The sequence below is a fragment of the Phyllobacterium brassicacearum genome, assembly GCF_003010955.1.
Classification (GTDB): Bacteria; Pseudomonadota; Alphaproteobacteria; order Rhizobiales; family Rhizobiaceae; genus Phyllobacterium; species Phyllobacterium brassicacearum.
The window spans coordinates 48776-65481 of the sequence record NZ_PGGO01000028.1 but is presented as its reverse complement, the minus strand read 5'-3'; the positions used below and the strand labels follow the sequence as shown (position 1 = coordinate 65481).

At 55.7% G+C, this 16706-nt stretch carries 16 protein-coding genes and 1 pseudogene; 12 read left to right on the top strand and 5 right to left on the bottom strand.

Annotated elements, in window-relative coordinates; genetic code table 11:
- Nucleotides 1-377: 377 nt before the first annotated feature.
- The 5 genes and pseudogenes from CU102_RS25210 to CU102_RS25180 all read left to right on the top strand — a co-directional run bounded on the left by CU102_RS25210 (nucleotide 378) and on the right by CU102_RS25180 (nucleotide 7883).
- Nucleotides 378-1166, top strand: coding sequence for an SDR family oxidoreductase (locus CU102_RS25210; protein WP_280951927.1), 789 nt, complete (start codon nucleotides 378-380; stop codon nucleotides 1164-1166).
- Nucleotides 1167-2389: 1223 nt separating this feature from the next.
- A pseudogene (locus CU102_RS25205) lies at nucleotides 2390-3367 on the top strand (IS5 family transposase).
- Between the two features lie 681 nt (nucleotides 3368-4048).
- On the top strand, nucleotides 4049-4585 hold the full coding sequence (locus tag CU102_RS31030; protein ID WP_106713816.1) for a MarR family winged helix-turn-helix transcriptional regulator: 537 nt from the start codon (nucleotides 4049-4051) through the stop codon (nucleotides 4583-4585).
- A gap of 1207 nt (nucleotides 4586-5792) precedes the next feature.
- Nucleotides 5793-6002 carry a hypothetical protein gene (locus CU102_RS25185; protein WP_106713815.1) on the top strand — a complete coding sequence of 70 codons (210 nt, stop codon included), beginning with the start codon at nucleotides 5793-5795 and terminating at the stop codon, nucleotides 6000-6002.
- A 15-nt stretch (nucleotides 6003-6017) separates the two neighbouring features.
- Complete coding sequence (locus CU102_RS25180) at nucleotides 6018-7883, top strand: hypothetical protein (RefSeq protein WP_106713814.1); 1866 nt, start codon at nucleotides 6018-6020, stop codon at nucleotides 7881-7883.
- Between the two features lie 408 nt (nucleotides 7884-8291).
- Here the strand turns inward: CU102_RS25180 and CU102_RS25175 are convergent, their stop codons facing one another.
- The gene (locus CU102_RS25175) at nucleotides 8292-8501 is read right to left on the bottom strand and encodes a hypothetical protein (RefSeq protein WP_106713813.1); all 210 of its coding nucleotides are present in this window, start codon (nucleotides 8499-8501) and stop codon (nucleotides 8292-8294) included.
- Nucleotides 8501-8632, bottom strand: a complete 132-nt coding sequence (locus tag CU102_RS30920; protein ID WP_280951925.1) for a hypothetical protein — start codon at nucleotides 8630-8632, stop codon at nucleotides 8501-8503. Before CU102_RS30920 ends, CU102_RS25175 begins: the two co-directional genes overlap by 1 nt.
- Before the next feature lie 135 nt (nucleotides 8633-8767).
- Here CU102_RS30920 and CU102_RS25170 point away from each other — a divergent pair, with 135 nt between their 5' ends.
- The 5 genes from CU102_RS25170 to tnpB all read left to right on the top strand — a co-directional run bounded on the left by CU102_RS25170 (nucleotide 8768) and on the right by tnpB (nucleotide 12207).
- Nucleotides 8768-9118: a helix-turn-helix domain-containing protein gene (locus tag CU102_RS25170; RefSeq protein ID WP_106713812.1), complete on the top strand. Its 351-nt coding sequence runs from the start codon at nucleotides 8768-8770 to the stop codon at nucleotides 9116-9118.
- Nucleotides 9105-10388, top strand: coding sequence for a type II toxin-antitoxin system HipA family toxin (locus CU102_RS25165; protein ID WP_166648584.1), 1284 nt, complete (start codon nucleotides 9105-9107; stop codon nucleotides 10386-10388). The genes CU102_RS25170 and CU102_RS25165 overlap by 14 nt, the downstream gene beginning before the upstream one ends.
- Before the next feature lie 495 nt (nucleotides 10389-10883).
- The gene (locus tag CU102_RS25155; RefSeq protein ID WP_106713809.1) at nucleotides 10884-11513 is read left to right on the top strand and encodes an ATP-dependent Clp protease proteolytic subunit; all 630 of its coding nucleotides are present in this window, start codon (nucleotides 10884-10886) and stop codon (nucleotides 11511-11513) included.
- A 181-nt stretch (nucleotides 11514-11694) separates the two neighbouring features.
- Nucleotides 11695-12036: a hypothetical protein gene (locus tag CU102_RS29530; protein WP_425351600.1), complete on the top strand. Its 342-nt coding sequence runs from the start codon at nucleotides 11695-11697 to the stop codon at nucleotides 12034-12036.
- Between the two features lie 60 nt (nucleotides 12037-12096).
- Nucleotides 12097-12207: an IS66 family insertion sequence element accessory protein TnpB gene (tnpB, locus tag CU102_RS31195; protein WP_425351599.1), complete on the top strand. Its 111-nt coding sequence runs from the start codon at nucleotides 12097-12099 to the stop codon at nucleotides 12205-12207.
- Here the strand turns inward: tnpB and CU102_RS30915 are convergent.
- The gene (locus CU102_RS30915; RefSeq protein ID WP_280951928.1) at nucleotides 12191-12313 is read right to left on the bottom strand and encodes a hypothetical protein; all 123 of its coding nucleotides are present in this window, start codon (nucleotides 12311-12313) and stop codon (nucleotides 12191-12193) included. The two genes, tnpB and CU102_RS30915, sit on opposite strands and share 17 nt — an antisense overlap.
- 172 nt (nucleotides 12314-12485) lie before the next feature.
- Between CU102_RS30915 and CU102_RS25145 the strand changes: the two genes are divergently transcribed.
- Nucleotides 12486-13199, top strand: coding sequence for an IS6 family transposase (locus CU102_RS25145; protein WP_106713808.1), 714 nt, complete (start codon nucleotides 12486-12488; stop codon nucleotides 13197-13199).
- 270 nt (nucleotides 13200-13469) lie between these two features.
- Here the strand turns inward: CU102_RS25145 and CU102_RS25140 are convergent, their stop codons facing one another.
- The gene (locus CU102_RS25140) at nucleotides 13470-13841 is read right to left on the bottom strand and encodes a COG4315 family predicted lipoprotein (protein ID WP_106713823.1); all 372 of its coding nucleotides are present in this window, start codon (nucleotides 13839-13841) and stop codon (nucleotides 13470-13472) included.
- Between the two features lie 840 nt (nucleotides 13842-14681).
- On the opposite strand from CU102_RS25140, the gene CU102_RS25135 reads away from it, so the two are divergent.
- Nucleotides 14682-15395, top strand: coding sequence for an IS6 family transposase (locus CU102_RS25135; protein ID WP_106713807.1), 714 nt, complete (start codon nucleotides 14682-14684; stop codon nucleotides 15393-15395).
- A 66-nt stretch (nucleotides 15396-15461) separates the two neighbouring features.
- Here the strand turns inward: CU102_RS25135 and CU102_RS25130 are convergent, their stop codons facing one another.
- Nucleotides 15462-16394 (bottom strand): arginase family protein, encoded by a 933-nt coding sequence (locus tag CU102_RS25130; RefSeq protein ID WP_208113900.1) that lies wholly within the window; start codon nucleotides 16392-16394, stop codon nucleotides 15462-15464.
- Between the last annotated feature and the right edge of the window lie 312 nt (nucleotides 16395-16706).

Sequence of the window (16706 nt, the reverse complement as noted above, 5' to 3'; positions counted from 1 at the left end):
GTAAAGCCACACCGCTTCGGCGATGATTTCGGCTGGAAAGCGATGGCGGTGATAGAGCTGGTCACAAACCTTGGTCATGCTGCATTGTCAGGCATCAAGATGTCGGGAAAGTTAAGGTTACAGTGCCGTCACAACTAAGCATCGGTTTCGCGATATCCCCACGATCGCCAGGGACACGAGCGGAACTGTCATCGTGACCCGCGTGAACGACCAGGTTGCCGGAAAATTAGAAAAGAGCTTGACCCAAATGCCCGATTAGAGAAGCAGACACAATACGTTGAAATCGGAATTTGTGAGACAGAACGCGTCTGAGCCCCGACGAGACTTTTTTCATGTAGATTAAAGTCATTCCAATCCAACTATCGCCCGAAGGCGGGATTTCTGACGTAGGGAAGAGTTCGATGAAAATGTTCGACCTTGAAGGACATGTAGCGATAGTCACGGGTTCGGGCAGCGGTATCGGCCAGGCTATTGCGATTGGTTTGGCCGAGGCCGGAGCTGACGTAGCCTGTTTTGGTCATCTCTCAAGCGGCGGCCTGAACGCAACGGCGGAGAAAATTCGCGCTCTCGGACGTCGATCACTCACGCTGGAAGGCACCGTAACCTCTGCCACGGACCTGAAGGGAGCGATTGATTTCATAGAAAACGAGCTTGGCTCTTTGACAGTTGCTGTCAACAATGCCGGTGTGGGTGCTGGCGGAGATGCCGAGACGCTCCCACTGGAGAACTGGCAGCGGGTGTATGATGTAAATGTAACGGGTGTTTTTTTATCCTGCCAGGCGCAAGCACGGGTAATGCTCCCCAGAAAGAGGGGCTCCATCATTAACATTGCTTCAATGTCAGGCTCGATAGTCAATCGTGGCTTGAAACAAGCCGACTACAACTCATCCAAGGCCGCAGTTGTCCATCTGTCAAAAAGCCTGGCAATGGAATGGATTGATCGAGGAATCCGGGTCAATTCGATCAGCCCGGGCTACACGCTGACACCCATGAACCGTCGAGCCGAAGTCGCCGACCAGGTGAAACTATTCGAACGGGACACTCCCATGGGTCGCTTGGCAGCTCCCGAAGAATTAGTCGGTCCTGCCGTATTCCTTGCAAGCAGGGCTTCTTCCTTTGTAACTGGAATTGATCTCGTCGTGGATGGCGGTTTCATGTGTTGGTAGCAGAAACGTAGTGGGAATGGAGGGCGAGCGAATCATCGAGGCCTGATTGAAGAAGAGAGCGATCGACTCTTCATCTGACATCCACGCGGCCACTGCAGCGGTTCATTGCGCGTGATGAGCCGCTTAATTTGCTGAATTAGGTAGCAGAAATCACCAGACCTTGGATTAGCTATCTGAAATTTATAAATGACTCCTTCGCTACTTGGCTACGAGCCAGGTAGAAAATATGTTACCGAGAACAGGTACTTCCGTAATCCTTACGGTCATGATCGACTGATGCAACTACAGGCCTTTAACTGCTGACGGACCAAGTTCACTAGGATCGTTGCGGGAGGTGATAGAGGCTCGGTCGCTTGCCCGCAGAGTAAGGTTGCACACCGAGCCCCATCGAATTCAAGATCCGACGAGCCACTGTCGCCCTGCGAACAATTTGAGTCAAATCACAACAGGATCGCGAGGCGCGCGTAATTTTGAAGAAAGGCCGGCGGAGATGGCGATTGTGGTCTGGGTCTCGACGCCGAGCCTATGCCGTTAACGGACACATTCGAAATATATCCGATATTTAACAATAAGTCGTTGTTTCGATAATAGGAGTGATGACCAAAGGATTTGGAGTGATGACCAAAGGCCCCGACCGCCGATGGGGGCAGCGGTCGGGTGCACTGACCAGTATGGGGACTTGGGGAAGGGGTCAGCAACCAAAAGCTGCTCCCGCATGGTTAACAAATGATTAAGCGCTCCGATAGAAGTGTCGGGCTTCTAAAAGAGACTTGGCCCGAGGACCAAGTCTCTTGAAGCATCCCCGCACCTACTCGCCTAAGTAATCACGGTAAGGCTTCAACTGATGACGGATACCGCTTGTGGGCAACGCCATCAATCGTTTGCACGTTACTTAGAATAGGAATGTGCGCAATGCACAATCTCCCCGGGCTGCCCATCCTTTGTCGGTCATCTATCAAGCGTAACCCAAAAGTCACAGAAATAAGCATTTGCTACTCTGATGCCCGCTGTCTTCAGAGGTCTGTCGCCTCTATCTCGGCCAATCAGCCTCGCGGGCATATGCCGGCCATTGGATCCGCTGCAGATCGATTTCGACGTCTTCTCCTCCAATGATGGCCAACAGGTTGCACCGAATTGGATCGGAAACAGCGTTGGTGCATCGATCCTTTGTCAACGGTTTGGCGATAGGCAGGCAGGATCGAAATCAGCTTGATCCGAGTGCCATGCCGTACAAACACAACGCAGATCGTCGTCATCACATCGGAAAGATGAAATTCAGGGTGACGAATTGGCGGGAATACGAAGCAGGTCTGCGTCGGCGGGGTAGCCTGACATTATGGGTAACGCCGGAAGCACTGGCGGGATGGCGTACTCCGCGACGCAAGACCCGCGGGGCCAGCGCCGGTATTCCGATCTCGCCATCGAGACAGCCCTGACGCTGGGTTGCGTCTTCGGAATGCGGCTGCGCCAGATCGAGGGGTTTATGTGCTCGGTGCTTGATCTCATGGGACTTGATGTGCCAGTTCCCGATCATACGACATTGAGCCGGTCGCAGACGTGGGAGCTGCCAGCCAGACGAAACCGGCCTCTGCCGGACGGCCCGCTGCATGTGCTGGTCGACAGCACGGGATTGAAAGTCTACGGCGCCGGGCAATGGCTGGAGGAGAAACATGGCGCGCCAGATCACGTCGCAACTGGCGCAAGCTCCACCTGGCGCTGGATGCCGAGAATGGCGAAATCATTGCTCATAGTCTGACAGACCAGAACACCGATGATCCTTCACAGATAGAGCCGTTGCTCAGCCAGATCGACGGTAAGATTGATCGCTTCACGGCTGATGGAGCCTACGATGGCAAGCCGACCTATCAGACGATCCTGCGGCATAGCAGCAACGCGATCGTCGTCATTCCACCCCGTTCGACGGCAGTGGAAAGCGGTGATACTGGGCCACCCGGTCAACGGGACGGCCACATCGCGGTGATTGCAGAACAAGGCCGATTGAAATGGCAGGCGGCCACCGGTTATGGCAAGCGCGCTCTGATCGAAACCGCCATCGGGCGATACAAGGCGCTGATCGGATCGCGCTTGCTCGTTCGTTCGCAGCACAGCAGACCGAGGTGGCCATCGGTTGCATCGTTCTCAATCGTATACTGGCGTGCGGACACCCGGAGTCTGTCCGGAATCAAGTCAGGCCGGCATGACCGACTACATCGTAAGATCGAAATGCGTTCGATTCCATATCCGCGCACCAACGCCGAATTGAACCCTTGCTCGATTTCAACGCCGCAATGAAGGTTTCCAGCTTGCTCAGCCTGCATCTCCGGCAATAATCGATAACGGTCATCCCGTCGCTTCCCGAACGTGGTGTGTGGACCGGCCTGGCCAATCTCCTCCGGTGCGTCGGGGTTCAGACGGGACTGTAAAGGGCGGCGGCAAGAATGCTCCTTACGAACGGCATTCGCCCCTTTCTTGGCTGCCTCGGCGGTGATGGCAATGAAGGTAAAGAGCGGCCCAAGCCTTTGCCTTTCTTCGCCAACCGTCACGAACGGTGTAGCCTGACCTGATCCGGTGGGCCGCTACGTATGGTCTGGTAGACCACGCAGTAGCGCTCGGTAATTCTGACCCCGATTCCAGGCAAAAACTGACGACTGCCCCCAAATTTCAGGTCCAACGGCTGCTTCCGGCTGCGTTCGATGGATCGTGTCAAACAGACTGCACTCGGACCATTGTCGGTTCGCGTGTGGCCTGGAATGCCACGCAGGAAAAACAGATCGGACAGAGCGTCGATCACATTTGTCGCCTTTCTGCTCACCCTGATAGTAGCAGCGCACCACGAAATCGCCCCCTTCCGCCTGCAACATGGCGAATTAGAAGGAACGGCAATGATTAAAAAACTTCTGCATGAGGTCACAGCGGCCGAAACATCCATCGGGTACGAGGCTGAAGATATTTCAAAGCCATCTCATGGGGTAATTGTTACCCATTTCGAATTAGCCCGCACGCTCGATCGGCTGAACCGGCGGTTCGCTATGTTCCTTCAAACGGAATTGACGAAACTGGGCGTCACTGAAATAGGCCCCTTTCAAGCAATGATTCTCTTCGGGATCGGCAATGACGAGTTCTCCGTTGGCCAGCTTTTGGAGCGGGGAAACTACAGCGGTACGAACATGTCCTATCACCTGAGACAGCTTTCGGAAGGAGGATTTGTTGAACGCGTTGTCTCACAGCGCGACAGACGCTCCACGCCGGTCCGTTTGAGCACAAAGGGGCAAAAGCTCTGTGCCGATCTCAACGCTGTTGGCTCTCTTTGCAATCGCTTCGTTGCTAAAAGCCCCGACGACCTCCGAAATTTGGCGGTGGCGTTTCAAACGCTGCACAAGATCGACCAGGTCTTTGAAAGTGCAGCCCGGTACAGATGAAAAGCGTGTCCGGCCTGAGGGCAGGGCACGCCTCCAGCAAGGCGGCGTCGCGACCTGTGAGCGGTCGCCGCCCACATCCCGCGATAGCGCTGCCCTGCTCGATGACGAAATACGTTCCGTCATCGATGAGTTGAGTGTCGAGGCCATAATAAGGCCAGCGGAGCCAACGCGATTCCGAGATGCCCCAAAAGAGTCCGGGAAACGCGTGAGGTTATGCGGGAAGGGCGGGCCCGGAACGACTGGAGATGGCCCAACCAGTACGCAACCGGCCCCTCCCAGCGGGATGCAGGTCCGCTGGTAACAAATGAGGCTCGGCTACCTCGCCAAACCAATGGGGCGATATCGTGGCGTGGTCGAGTGATTTGGCGTCTACAAGGACAAGACGACATAGGACCGCTGTGAGAGTTGATCATCATCACGCGCACTCTTTGGGCGAAGGAACGCAGGGTCAACGGGCTTCAAGGACGGCTGTCGCTTTGCCCTTAAAGGCGAGATGAGCAACTCAACAAAATCAATGGCGATGCTTTGCCATTAAACATGATATTTGCCTTTAAAATCGAGATTCTTGCCGGTAAAAGTGAGACAGCGTTCACAAGGGCATTCGACGGGTTAGGATGGAGAGGGAAGGGGACCAGGCGGGTGCAACGCCGCACTTGCCGACCCTCTGCAACCCCGACCAGCGTCGGGCCGGCAAGTGCTGACCTCATACACAAGGGGGTCAAAATTGGATGCCGATAAGGGGTCAAAGTTCTGTGCTGATTGACAAGCATCGTCAGTCTCTGGAACTGAGTCTCGGTTCCTAGAAGTTTGGTCTTCGTCCAAACAGTTCGATGTCTGGAAGTGCAAAGTGAGTTCCCCATGCTCGCTCCAAGCTTTCGTTTTTATCACTTAGTATTCAAAAACCATGAAGGATTTCTTGCATGGGTAAATATATAGACAGTTCAGTCGGGGAAGAATGGAACCAAATGCGATCGGTCCGCCATTCATTTTTGCAGCACCAAGGACTAACAAGTTTGTCGGCTAAACGATATGTGCCGATTACAGAGCCGATCGTTACTCGCGGAAAATTTTCTCGGCATCGGATCGACTTATCTGTCGCGAAAATAGTGCGAATGCTGTATAAAGCTTTCTTCACTTTCCCTGCGGAGACGCAGTTCGGAGCCGTATTGGATTTTGCGCCGCCATTCCTTGAGAGGGGGGTTGTCTCATGTTCCGTTTGCTCACCAGCATTTCGACCGGAGAACTGTTTAAGCGACAGTTGCCGGTGTTCCTGATCGCCTTCGTTATCGCCGAGTTGTTCTACAAGTTCCACAGCTTCACCCTGGAATGCGCAGCGTTCCTGGCTACCTGGTTTGTGCTCGATGCCGCTGTGCACCTGCTGACCGGCCGCCGGACACGGGACCGCTTTCCGCAATGATCGAGGGGTTTCGCCATGAAAAACGACAAGCGCCCCGATAGCGATAGGCGCGATGAAGAGCAAAATACAATCAAACGCATGCTCGAGGAGATGTCATACCAGACGGATCTGCTCGGCCAGGTGCTGGCTGAGCAAAAGCGAGCGAATTGCCAGTTGGAGCAGATTTCGCGGCAGACCTGCGAGGCCCAGAACGAGCTGCACAGCCAGACGGCGCTGCAAGGCTGCCTGCTGAAGCTGCTGGCCTATCAGGTCGACATTGCGCGCGCGGAGAAACCCGGAATTGCTCAGCTTCTCGACTGCAAGTACGGCTTCGACCGCTGCTTGGACATCTGCGACTGTCACGGCGGGCCGCCTCCCTGCAAGCATGTGCCATGCCCAGACGGTCAAGATCTGGAGCACGGCTCGGGCGAGTCAAAGCCGGGCCAGGTCAAGCCACGGAAAGTCAAGGACGCGCCCTATCCGCCGGTGCGGCGCGAAGACCACCCGGTTCGTCAACCGAACAAGCGCCCACAACGCATTGTACCGACAGGCCCGTTCCGGGGCATCCTGCGTCGCACCGAAGGCTCAGATTTGCGCGACGTCGGGTCGGGAGATCCGGGTGCCGCCGGTTTGGACTTCCCGGTCTGGACCGACGATCCTTCGGTAGCAAATGCCAGCACCAACGCAGCCGACATCAGCGGTGCCAAGGGCGGCAATGTCGTGCTGATGAGCGGGAACTGGTACATCGATTACTCGACCGACGCTGGCGCAACTTTTACCACCTTGAACCCGACGACTGTCTTCCCCGAAGATATCGGCAACGGCTTTTGCTGCGACCAGATACTGCAATACGCTCCCCAGATCGACCGTTTTATCTGGCTGCTGCAATACCAGTCGGGTGCCACTGGCGCGAACGGCTATCGTCTGGCGATGGCAAGCCCACAGGATGTCATCAACAGCAATTGCACCGCTTGGACTTACTGGGACCTGACATCGGGCAGCTTCGGGCTCGGCACCGACTGGATGGATTATCCATCGATGTCGCTGGGCGACGCCGAGGTTTATTTCAGCTTTGACGTGCTCGACACTGTTGCGGACACGGTTGCCGACAACGGCCTTGTGGTGGTGCGCTTGAGCCTCGCAGAGATCGCCGCGGGGGGCACGATCAATTTCCGCTTCACCACCGCAGCCGACAGCGCCGTGGCCTGGGGCAGCGGGGTGTCGCAGGACACCGGCAACGAGGTGTTCTGGGCCGGACATGTCGACAACAGCACGATGCGTGTGTTCAGTTGGCGCAACGACTCGACCACCTATTTCTGGCGCGATGTCGAGGTCCGCAACTGGCCGAACACCACGCTCAGCTCAAACGGGCCAAACGGCAACAACTGGTTCGGCTGGGGTTTTCCGAATAACGCAGTGATCGGCATCACCCGCCGCCTAAATGAACTGTGGCTGGGCTGGACCGCAAGTAATGGCAAAGGCAGTTCGGCTGGGTTCGATTTCCCGCATCCACATGTCCAGATTGTCAAACTCAACATTGGCGACTGGTCGGTGATCGAGCAGATGCAAGTCTGGAATCCAGACTTGGCCTTCGGCTATCCCAGTCTGGCCACCAATTCCGACAACGAGGTCGGCATCACTCTCGGCTGGGGCGGTGGTGGAAGCCTGAACGCCAACACTGCGGTAGGCTTCATGGGCGACTACGTGGTTTGGTACCGCGACGGCAGCACCTGGACCCATACGCGCTGGGGCGACTATGTGACCATTCGCCGAGCGGCACCGGAGTCGCGGATGTTCGCGGGCTTCGGCTTTGTGACCGTCGACACCACCGCCGGGCACCGCTTCGACCCCTACTATGTACTCTTTGGGCGCGAGCAGAACGAACCAGACCCGATCGGCTGAGAACGACGACTAGGCAGTCGCCTCGCCACCTTGGCCGATTGCCTTCCTCGGATCGCTAGCGTACGCGCCGGGCAGCTGCTGATGTTGGGGAAGCTGGAACACAAAGCTCGTATGTTCGTTTGCAAAGTCCTTGGTCATGACTCTTTCATTTCCGCCCTTGACGACGAATGCCACGCGTCAAGCTGATGCGAGAAGTGGCTACGTTTCATGTTCTGGTCCTTTGATTAGGCCAGAAGGCAAAAACGAATTTCAAACTGGATTACACGCGAGGGGCAAGGTCACTGCTCATCCATGAAATCGGTTGAGCGGTCATCATCGAACACTGCCAACAGCGCCTCTAAAGCGGCATTAGATAGCGAAGACGCCCCCACGTCGCTTTTATAATAGTCCAGATTAAAATAATCCTGACTAAAGTGTCGCCGGCGCGCGCCTCATGATCCTCCTGCAGATCGAATAGGCGTCTGTTGCAGGTTCCTTTTCGAAGGCCTGCCGCAATTCGCCGAGATCGGCTTCGTTGAGGACAATCGTCCACACCGCATAGCCTGACGCCCGGATCACTTCATTGTCGACGTCGATATGGATCGAGCCGACATTGAGGAAGCCGTCCTCTTCCTGCATCAGGAACGGCCCGCACCTTCCTGGTTGTTCTCCATCGGGCTGACGTTGACGATCTCGACTTCCAAGACGTATCCACGCTCAAAATAGATTCCCTTGCGGCCGACATATTGAACCAGGTCCGTGAAATTCATGTAGCGCTCCTTCGGTTACGTTTATCCGTTATACCGTATTTTGCAGAGTATAATCCGTTATACCGGACATTTGTTGACGGTTTGATTCGTGTACGGTATAACAGACTTACTAACGAAATCTACGGTATAACGGATATGAGCGAAACCCGAACGTTACTTGGCCGCCAACTGTCGGAAGCCCGTGTTAAGCGCGGCTGGATCGCCGAAGACGTTGCGAAAAGGACGGCAAGACAGAAGTCCAGAATCTACGAGATGGAAGGCGGCAGGGTCAACAGCACGGTCGACTCCCTGAGCGAGGTCGGAGCCGCCTTGGGCCTGTCCCTAGTTTTTGTCCCGACCGCAAAACTGGACGCCGCGCTTGCATTGACCGACGACGGCAAGTCTCGCGATCCGGTGCCGCGCGACTGGAGGAGCGCGCACGACGATCTGTTTATCGACGACCGGGAAATCGACGACGAAAGCGGGGATGCAGATGCTGATCGTTGAACGGGCGGCCGTGATCGGCATCCACCTGGTGCCTGCGCCCAACCGGGAGCTTAGGGTCGGTACTTTGATCCGGGACAAGGCCGGCACCGTCACTTTTGTCGTGGACGACGGCTACATCGCCATGGGGCCGCGCAGGCCGCTGGTCAGCTTGGCATGGCAGGGGCGCAGCGAAGACGAAACCACCGCAAGGCTGACCAACCGCGGTGACAAGATCATGCACGGAGGCCTGTTGCCTCCGTTCTTCGAGAACCTGCTGCCTGAAGGTGCCTTGAGGGAGCTCGTCGCGAAGGAATTCGGCGCTGGCAATTTCGACAATTTCGATGTCCTTGGAAGGCTTGGGCAAGACTTGCCGGGTGCAGTCGTTGCACGATGGGAAGCGGGCACGAAGGCTCCAACCACGACGCGGGCCGAACGCGTGGAGGTTCCCGAGACCTCGCCGCGCATCAGGTTCTCGGTCGCCGGCGTGCAACTGAAGTTCTCAATGACGATGAAACACGGATCGTTGACCATTCCGGCAGTGGACAATGAAGGCGAAATCATTCTGAAGACACCTGCCCGCCACTATGAACGGGTGCCGGAGGCCGAATACATTGCCCTCAAGCTCGCAGAGGCAGTAGGCGTACGCGTGGTCGACGCCTGGCTCGTCGACGCCGACCAGATTGATGGCATCCCGGTTGAATTCCTCCCGTCGGGTGCGAAGTCGCTTGCGGTCCGCCGCTTCGATCGGCACGCCGAGCACCGACGGACGCAGATAGAGGATTTTGCACAAATCCTTGGGGCGGTCGGCAACCAAAAATACACGAAGGGCAACGAAGCCACGGTGATGAACATAGTGCACCGTTTTTCTGCGGACCCGCGGGGTGAGTTGCTCGAGGCCGTCAGGCGCATCGTCGTCAACATCCTGATCGGCAACGGCGACGCTCACCTCAAGAACTGGTCGTTCCTCTATCCTGATGCCGGGGACATTTCGCTCAGCCCCGCATACGACCTGGTGCCGACGTTCCTCTACGGCGACGACGACATGGCCCTTCCGTTTGGCAACAACAATAACCCTTACACCGTGGGCACACGTCGGTTTGAAAGGGCGGCCGGATTGCTGAAAGTGGATCCGAAGCTCCTGGTCAAGGAAGTAAGGCTTACTGTCGAAAAGGCGCTGGATATCTGGCCCGGCCTTCTGAAGGATTTGCCGCTGACAAGCGATGCAAATCGGCCGATAATCAACCGTCTTGACAAACTGCAACTGGTGCGGGAAATCCGCGATGAAACATAAGCGGCGACACGCTTTAAAGATGCAAATGTCCGCTCAGGGTGGACATTTTGCTTCGTTCTTAAAGCGCCGCCCATTCCAGTCGGAAGACTGCTTTTAGGAGCCTGCTTCGGCATGCCTCCTGAACACCGTCCGCAATGGGGCAAACGTGATCGACCAACGCTCAGCCGCGAGCTTCTCGGTGCTTGTCTGCGAGGACGAGCCTCTGACGATGATGTGCGTGGCGGACGTATTGAAGGAATTTGAGCGTTGGTGCATCGATCCTTTGTCAACGGTTTGGCGATAGGCAGGCAGGATCGAAATCAGCTTGATCCGGGTGCCATGCCGTACAAACACAACGCAGATCGTCGTCATCACATCGGAAAGATGAAATTCAGGGTGACGAACTGGCCCCGGAACATCTTGCGGAAACGGGTGGCAACGCCCTATCTATCGAAATAGTAGTCCACGAATCTGGGGCATTTGAACCCCTTATTCCCCAAACGCTGAGGCCCACCGATGAGAGATCCAATTGAAACAGCTATGAACCTCGTACCAATGGTCGTCGAACAGACCAATCGGGGCGAGCGGGCCTATGATATTTTCTCGCGCCTGCTGAAAGAACGCATCATTTTCATTACCGGACCGATTGAGGATGGCATGGCGACGCTGATTTGCGCGCAGCTGCTCTTCCTCGAATCGGAAAATCCGAAAAAAGAAATCAACATGTACATCAACTCGCCAGGCGGTGTCGTGACCTCCGGCATGGCGATCTACGACACGATGCAGTTTATCCGTCCGGCTGTGTCAACACTCTGCTTCGGCCAAGCTGCTTCCATGGGTTCGCTTCTCTTGACGGCCGGTGAAAAGGACATGCGTTTTGTGCTGCCGAACGCCCGCATGATGTTGCACCAGCCCTCGGGCGGTTTCCAAGGACAGGCGTCCGATATCGAACGTCACGCCCAGGACATCATCAAGTTGAAGCGCCGCCTGAACGAGATCTACGTCAAGCACACGGGTCGGGACTACGATACAATCGAGCGGACACTGGACCGCGATCACTTCATGACGGCTCAGGAATCACTTGAGTTTGGGCTTATCGACAAGGTGCTTGAATCGCGTGAAATCCTCGAAGGCGATGGAAAGTAACCTTGCCCCACGTTGCTCGGTTTGCCATGATCTGCGATCGGCTTTCCATGGATGAACGAAGGGAGTTTCTCCATGGAGACTACGCTGGAGATTTTCACGACCGGCAGGGCCAGACGTGAAGGGCATCGCCACTGGCCGGATGAGTTGAAGGCGCGGTCGTATCGGCAGTTTGCGGCCGGGCGTGACGGTGAACGAAGTGGCGGAGCGTTATGGGCTGAAGCCGCACCACCTTTCTTCGTGGCGCACGATGGCGCGGCAGGGCAAGTTGGTTTGCCTGCGCCCGAGGATGCGGTGGAATTCGCGGCGATGGTTGTCGAGACGTGTGATGCCGCGCCGCCGATTAGAGAAGTCAGCCGCCCCGAGATCATCGTCGGTCCTGTCATCATCCGTCTGGAGGAAGGCGCGTCGACCGCCCGGATCGTGGCTGTTGCGCGTGCGTTTGCGGCCTCGGCATGATCTTCCCGTCAAACCGCGTGCGGATCATGGTGGCGACGGAGCCGGTGGACTTTCGCAAGGGCCATGACGGGCTGGCGGCGCTGGTGAAGAACGAGCTGCGCAAGTACCGTTCACCGGAACGGTCTTCGTGTTCAGGTCGCGCAAGGCAGACCGTTTGAAGCTGATCTACTGGGATGGCACCGGTATTGTGATGGCCTACAAGCGGCTGGAAGAGCACACATTCACCTGGATGGCTTGATGACGTTGAGCCATGCGAGTTCGAGGCCCTGTTTGCTGGCCTGGACTGGCTTCGGGTTCGCGCCGTCGAAGCCAGAGCGCCGGAAACCGTCGAATAACTGCGGCACGATGACTCCATCGTTGTCGCCCAGCTAACGTTGGAAGCGCAGCTACAGAAAATTTGGTATCAGTAAGGGAGCTGTTCCTCCAACGAAACCGGCATTAAATGGGAGCGCCCTACAGTGGCTAAGGGTACCGTAACCTTAACTTGCGGGTAATTTTGCTTGGTGACAATGCGGCATGACCGACGTTCGCACTTCCCTTTACCATCGTCATCGTTTTCCAGCCGAGATCATCGCCGAAGCGGTATGGCTGTACTTCCGCTTTCCGCTCAGCTTTCGCATGGTAGAAGACATGCTGGCTTACAAAGGAATTATTGTCACGCACAAGACGGTCAGGCAATGGGCAGAAAAGTTCGGGCGGGACTACGCCAACAAGATACGCCGACGCACACCACGCCTAGGTGACAAGTGGCACCTTGACGAAGCCGTTGTTTCGATCAATGGCAAGAAGCACTTCCTATGGCGTGCCGTCGATCAGGATGGTTTCGTACTGGAAGTCCTTGTGCAAAGCCGCAGAGACACCAAGGCTGCCAAGCGGTTGATCCGGAAACTGCTCACGAACTATGGCTACGCTCCTCGCGTCATGATAACCGACAAACTGAAATCCTATGCTGCGGCCAACAGGCAGATCGGACTGACGTCCTGCGACCATCGTCAGCATAAGGGACTGAACAACCGGGCAGAGAATTCGCATCAACCAATACGACGACGAGAGCAGGTGATGAAGCGCTTCAAATCAACGCGACAGCTTCAGCGGTTCATCTCTATCCACGACCCCATTGCCAACCTTCATCACTTTCCCCGCAACAAATTCTCTTCATCCACTCATCGCCAACTTCGTCAGGCTGCAATGACAGTGTGGCGTGAGATCGCACGCGTGAAAACCGCATAACACATCAATCAAAGACAACGTTACGTCTTGGCGATAGTTAAGGTTACGGTACCCTCTGCGGTTCGATTCCGCTCAATGGCGGTGATATCTCGAGACGGTTCAGAAGTTATCTACGCACCAACGCCTCAAAGATCTCAAGGCCATGATTTCCTCCGTTTCGTCGTCGGGTTCATGGCCAAAGATCAGCATCCTTGACAAGGACTTGCAATTGTCCTCGCAAAGTAAAGGCGGCCCAAAAGAGCCGCCCTTCTTTCGATCGATGAATAATCCTTATTTTGCGAGGTGCCAGACTCCGCCAACGCCGTCGCCGGTCATATCGCCGGCCTTCTTGTCCTTCGCGAACATATAGAGCGGCTTGCCTTCATAGGCCCACATGTCCTTGCCGTCGGCATCTTTGACAAGCGTCCATTCACCCTCGGCCTTGGCCTTTGCATCTGCATGGAAAGCCGGCCAGTTCTTCAGGCATTTCGCGTCACAGTTGGATTTGTCCTTCGTATCCTTGTCAAACGTGTAGAGTGTCATGCCCTTGGGGGTGGTCATGACCTTGCCCATCTTCGTATCCATCATCTTGACCGGTTCAGCAGCAAAGGCAGACAAGCTGCCGGCCGCAACAATTCCCATTGCAACGAGTATTGATTTCATATCGTTCACTCCCTCTTAAGGTTGTACGGCCCAAGCTTCGACGCAAAATCACCGCCTGCCATCCCACCGCATCATTGAACACTTCATCTGCCACTGTTATTCAATGCGCGCACGCACTCAAAATAAGTACAAGCTAACTCATTGAAATCACTAATTCGGCATTCTCATGATTAACGGTTCACCGGCTGTTAGCGATGATGCCGGTATGGGCTGACATGCGAACGAAATCGAGATGGTCGCCCGGTCCGGGTATTAAAGTGCAAAGCGTTGTATTTAGCGATGAGGGCAACTGGGTCGTGTCTGCTTGCGGGCCAACGTCAGGCATATGCCCCGATTGCCAATACCGTCCTGCGTCCAGGCACGAAATTCAACTTCAGCGATCAAGGTTGGCAGAACGAAAACAGCCCCTTTTCGCTTGACCGGTATTGGAGGCTTCGAAGTCTTGAGCTTTTCAAGCTGTTTAGCAGAACATAAAGATCTGTGAGGCAGTTGGGCTGTGGCCCGCAAGCAGGCACATCTTGCCGCGCGATCCAGGCTCGATCAGAGGATCTTCGAAATTAAGTGCCCCACAATTCTTTATGCTCTCCAAATTGATCTCGGCCAGCAGGCCTGTAAGACGCTTTCACCTTATCGCAGGGCACTCCATGCCAGGCGTCAGGCAATCATGCCCCGGACAAGGGCGCATACCAGGCGGGCAAATAGGCGTAGGCGTAGGATCCGGCGGAGTGCACGACCCCGAATACTGATAGACAAAGGTGAGCGGCTCGCCGCAGTTCCTTCCCCACTGGTTCGGCATCGTAACCTTAACTTGCGAGTAATTTTGCTTGACGACAATGCGTCATGACCGACGCTCGCACTACCCTTTACCATCGCCATCGCTTTCCAGCCGAGATCATCGCCGAGGCGGTCTGGCTGTACTTCCGTTTTCCTTTAAGCTTTCGCATGGTCGAAGACATGCTGGCTTACAAAGGAATTATCGTCACGCACAAGACGGTACGGCAGTGGGCAGAAAAGTTCGGTCGGGATTACGCCAACAAGATTCGCCGTCGGACACCACGTCTCGGTGACAAGTGGCACCTCGACGAAGCCGTTATTTCGATCAATGGCAAGAAGCACTTCCTATGGCGCGCCGTCGATCAGGATGGTTTCGTGCTGGAAGTCCTTGTGCAAAGCCGCAGAGACACCAAGGCAGCCAAGCGTTTGATCCGAAAACTGCTCACGAAAAGTGGCTGCGCTCCTCGCGTCATGATAACCGACAAGCTTGGTTCCTATGCTGCAGCCTGCACGCAGATCGGACTGACATCCTGTGATCATCGCCAGCACAAAGGATTAAACAACCGGGCAGAAAATTCGCATCAACCAATACGACGACGCGAACGGATCATGAAGCGCTTTAAATCAACCCGCCAGCTTCAGCGGTTCATCTCTATCCACGACCCCATTGCCAACCTTCACCACATTCCCCGCAACAAATTCTCTTCATCTGATCATCATCAACTTCGGCAGGCTGCAATGACAGTCTGGCAGGAAATCGCATGCGTGAAAACCGCATGACACTGCAAACAAAGACAGCGTGACATCTACTCGCAAGTTAAGGTTACGATGCCGCTTGATGTTGACTCACTGAGCCCGAAATGTGTCGCGCAATATGGAAACGATCAGGCGTGCACAGCTGCCATCAATATCAAGCTCGGGATCAAAGATCGTCACCGTGAGGCCAATACAACGCTCATCAGCAAGCAGCCTGCGCAAAAGAAAGACGAGATGATCTGGATCGACGCCCGGACTGCCCGGCGTGTCAACAGCGGGCATCACCGTTTGGTCAAGTACGTCGACGTCGAAATGCACCCAGAAAGGCCAGCGAGATTTCTGCTCAATGGTTTCAATTGTTCGCATGAGGATTGCGCCCACCCCCAATTCTTGCAAAGTGAAGATGTCCAGCCGATTAATGGCCGTTTTGTTCACATCAGGCCATGCGAAGTCAGCGTCGCGCCCCTCGCGTTCGCCGATCTGAACCACCTGCTCCTCAGGTACGAGCGGTGCTGGTGCATCCGGCCATTCGGTCATGAGCGGCTCCCCCCGTCCTGTCGCGAGCGCGAGGTCCATCCCCGCGACAGCACCCAGCAAGACGGACGGATCATAATTGCCAGGGTGTCGAAAATCGCTGTGTCCGTCGATATGTACCAGGGAAAGTGCCGTAGACCGGCGGATTCCAGCCAAGGCGCCGAGAAGGATCGAGCAGTCGCCACCGACGACGACTGGAAATTGGCCTGCGCCGGCGACCTCGGCAACGGTGTCCGCAAGCAGCAGGTTGAAGTCGCGCATCGTCTGACCATTGAGCAGTCGTGTGTTGGGTTGGACTTCGGGATCATATTTGGGTCGGGTAAGATCAATGACGCGGACAGGTTCGAGGGCCTCAACCAGTCCAGCTTCACTCAAAACCTGCGGTGCTCGCCACGTACCGGGTTCGTGGCCGGGGCGCAGAGGCCGCAGGCCGAGATTGGATGGGGCCCTGATCAGCGCTGTGTGCGAGTGTCGATCGAGTCTGGTCAACGGACTTCTCCTCCGCACCGAGTTGTAACAATTTCCAGACTTGGATTCTACTCAGATAAACTGAAGGATGATGTGGATGGTAGAATCGAACTGACAGTGCTTGCGGAACTGGAGTTTGAACCAAACATGTCCACCGGATGATACAGATCGGAGTTTGATTCCGCCCAGTCGCCTCTTGGTGCAGCCCGAGGCAAGACAATTAACCGGTCCTTTGTCTTCTTGCTGCCAACGGAATACCGCCTGAAGGCGATCAGCGCTGGACAAGCAGGTTCCACTTCGCGCGAATTGATGGCGATATGGGGAAAGCTGCAT

What these genes read in the sequence shown, in the direction of transcription:
- CU102_RS25185 (WP_106713815.1), top strand. Translation starts at nt 5,793, where the DNA reads ATGTTCCGTTTGCTCACCAGCATTTCGACCGGAGAACTGTTTAAGCGA.
- CU102_RS25145 (WP_106713808.1), top strand. Translation starts at nt 12,486, where the DNA reads ATGACCGACGTTCGCACTTCCCTTTACCATCGTCATCGTTTTCCAGCC.
- CU102_RS25135 (WP_106713807.1), top strand. Translation starts at nt 14,682, where the DNA reads ATGACCGACGCTCGCACTACCCTTTACCATCGCCATCGCTTTCCAGCC.
- CU102_RS25170 (WP_106713812.1), top strand. Translation starts at nt 8,768, where the DNA reads ATGAGCGAAACCCGAACGTTACTTGGCCGCCAACTGTCGGAAGCCCGT.
- CU102_RS25165 (WP_166648584.1), top strand. Translation starts at nt 9,105, where the DNA reads ATGCTGATCGTTGAACGGGCGGCCGTGATCGGCATCCACCTGGTGCCT.
- CU102_RS25180 (WP_106713814.1), top strand. Translation starts at nt 6,018, where the DNA reads ATGAAAAACGACAAGCGCCCCGATAGCGATAGGCGCGATGAAGAGCAA.
- CU102_RS25175 (WP_106713813.1), bottom strand. Translation starts at nt 8,501, where the DNA reads ATGCAGGAAGAGGACGGCTTCCTCAATGTCGGCTCGATCCATATCGAC.
- CU102_RS31030 (WP_106713816.1), top strand. Translation starts at nt 4,049, where the DNA reads ATGATTAAAAAACTTCTGCATGAGGTCACAGCGGCCGAAACATCCATC.
- CU102_RS30920 (WP_280951925.1), bottom strand. Translation starts at nt 8,632, where the DNA reads ATGAATTTCACGGACCTGGTTCAATATGTCGGCCGCAAGGGAATCTAT.
- CU102_RS25155 (WP_106713809.1), top strand. Translation starts at nt 10,884, where the DNA reads ATGAGAGATCCAATTGAAACAGCTATGAACCTCGTACCAATGGTCGTC.
- CU102_RS25140 (WP_106713823.1), bottom strand. Translation starts at nt 13,841, where the DNA reads ATGAAATCAATACTCGTTGCAATGGGAATTGTTGCGGCCGGCAGCTTG.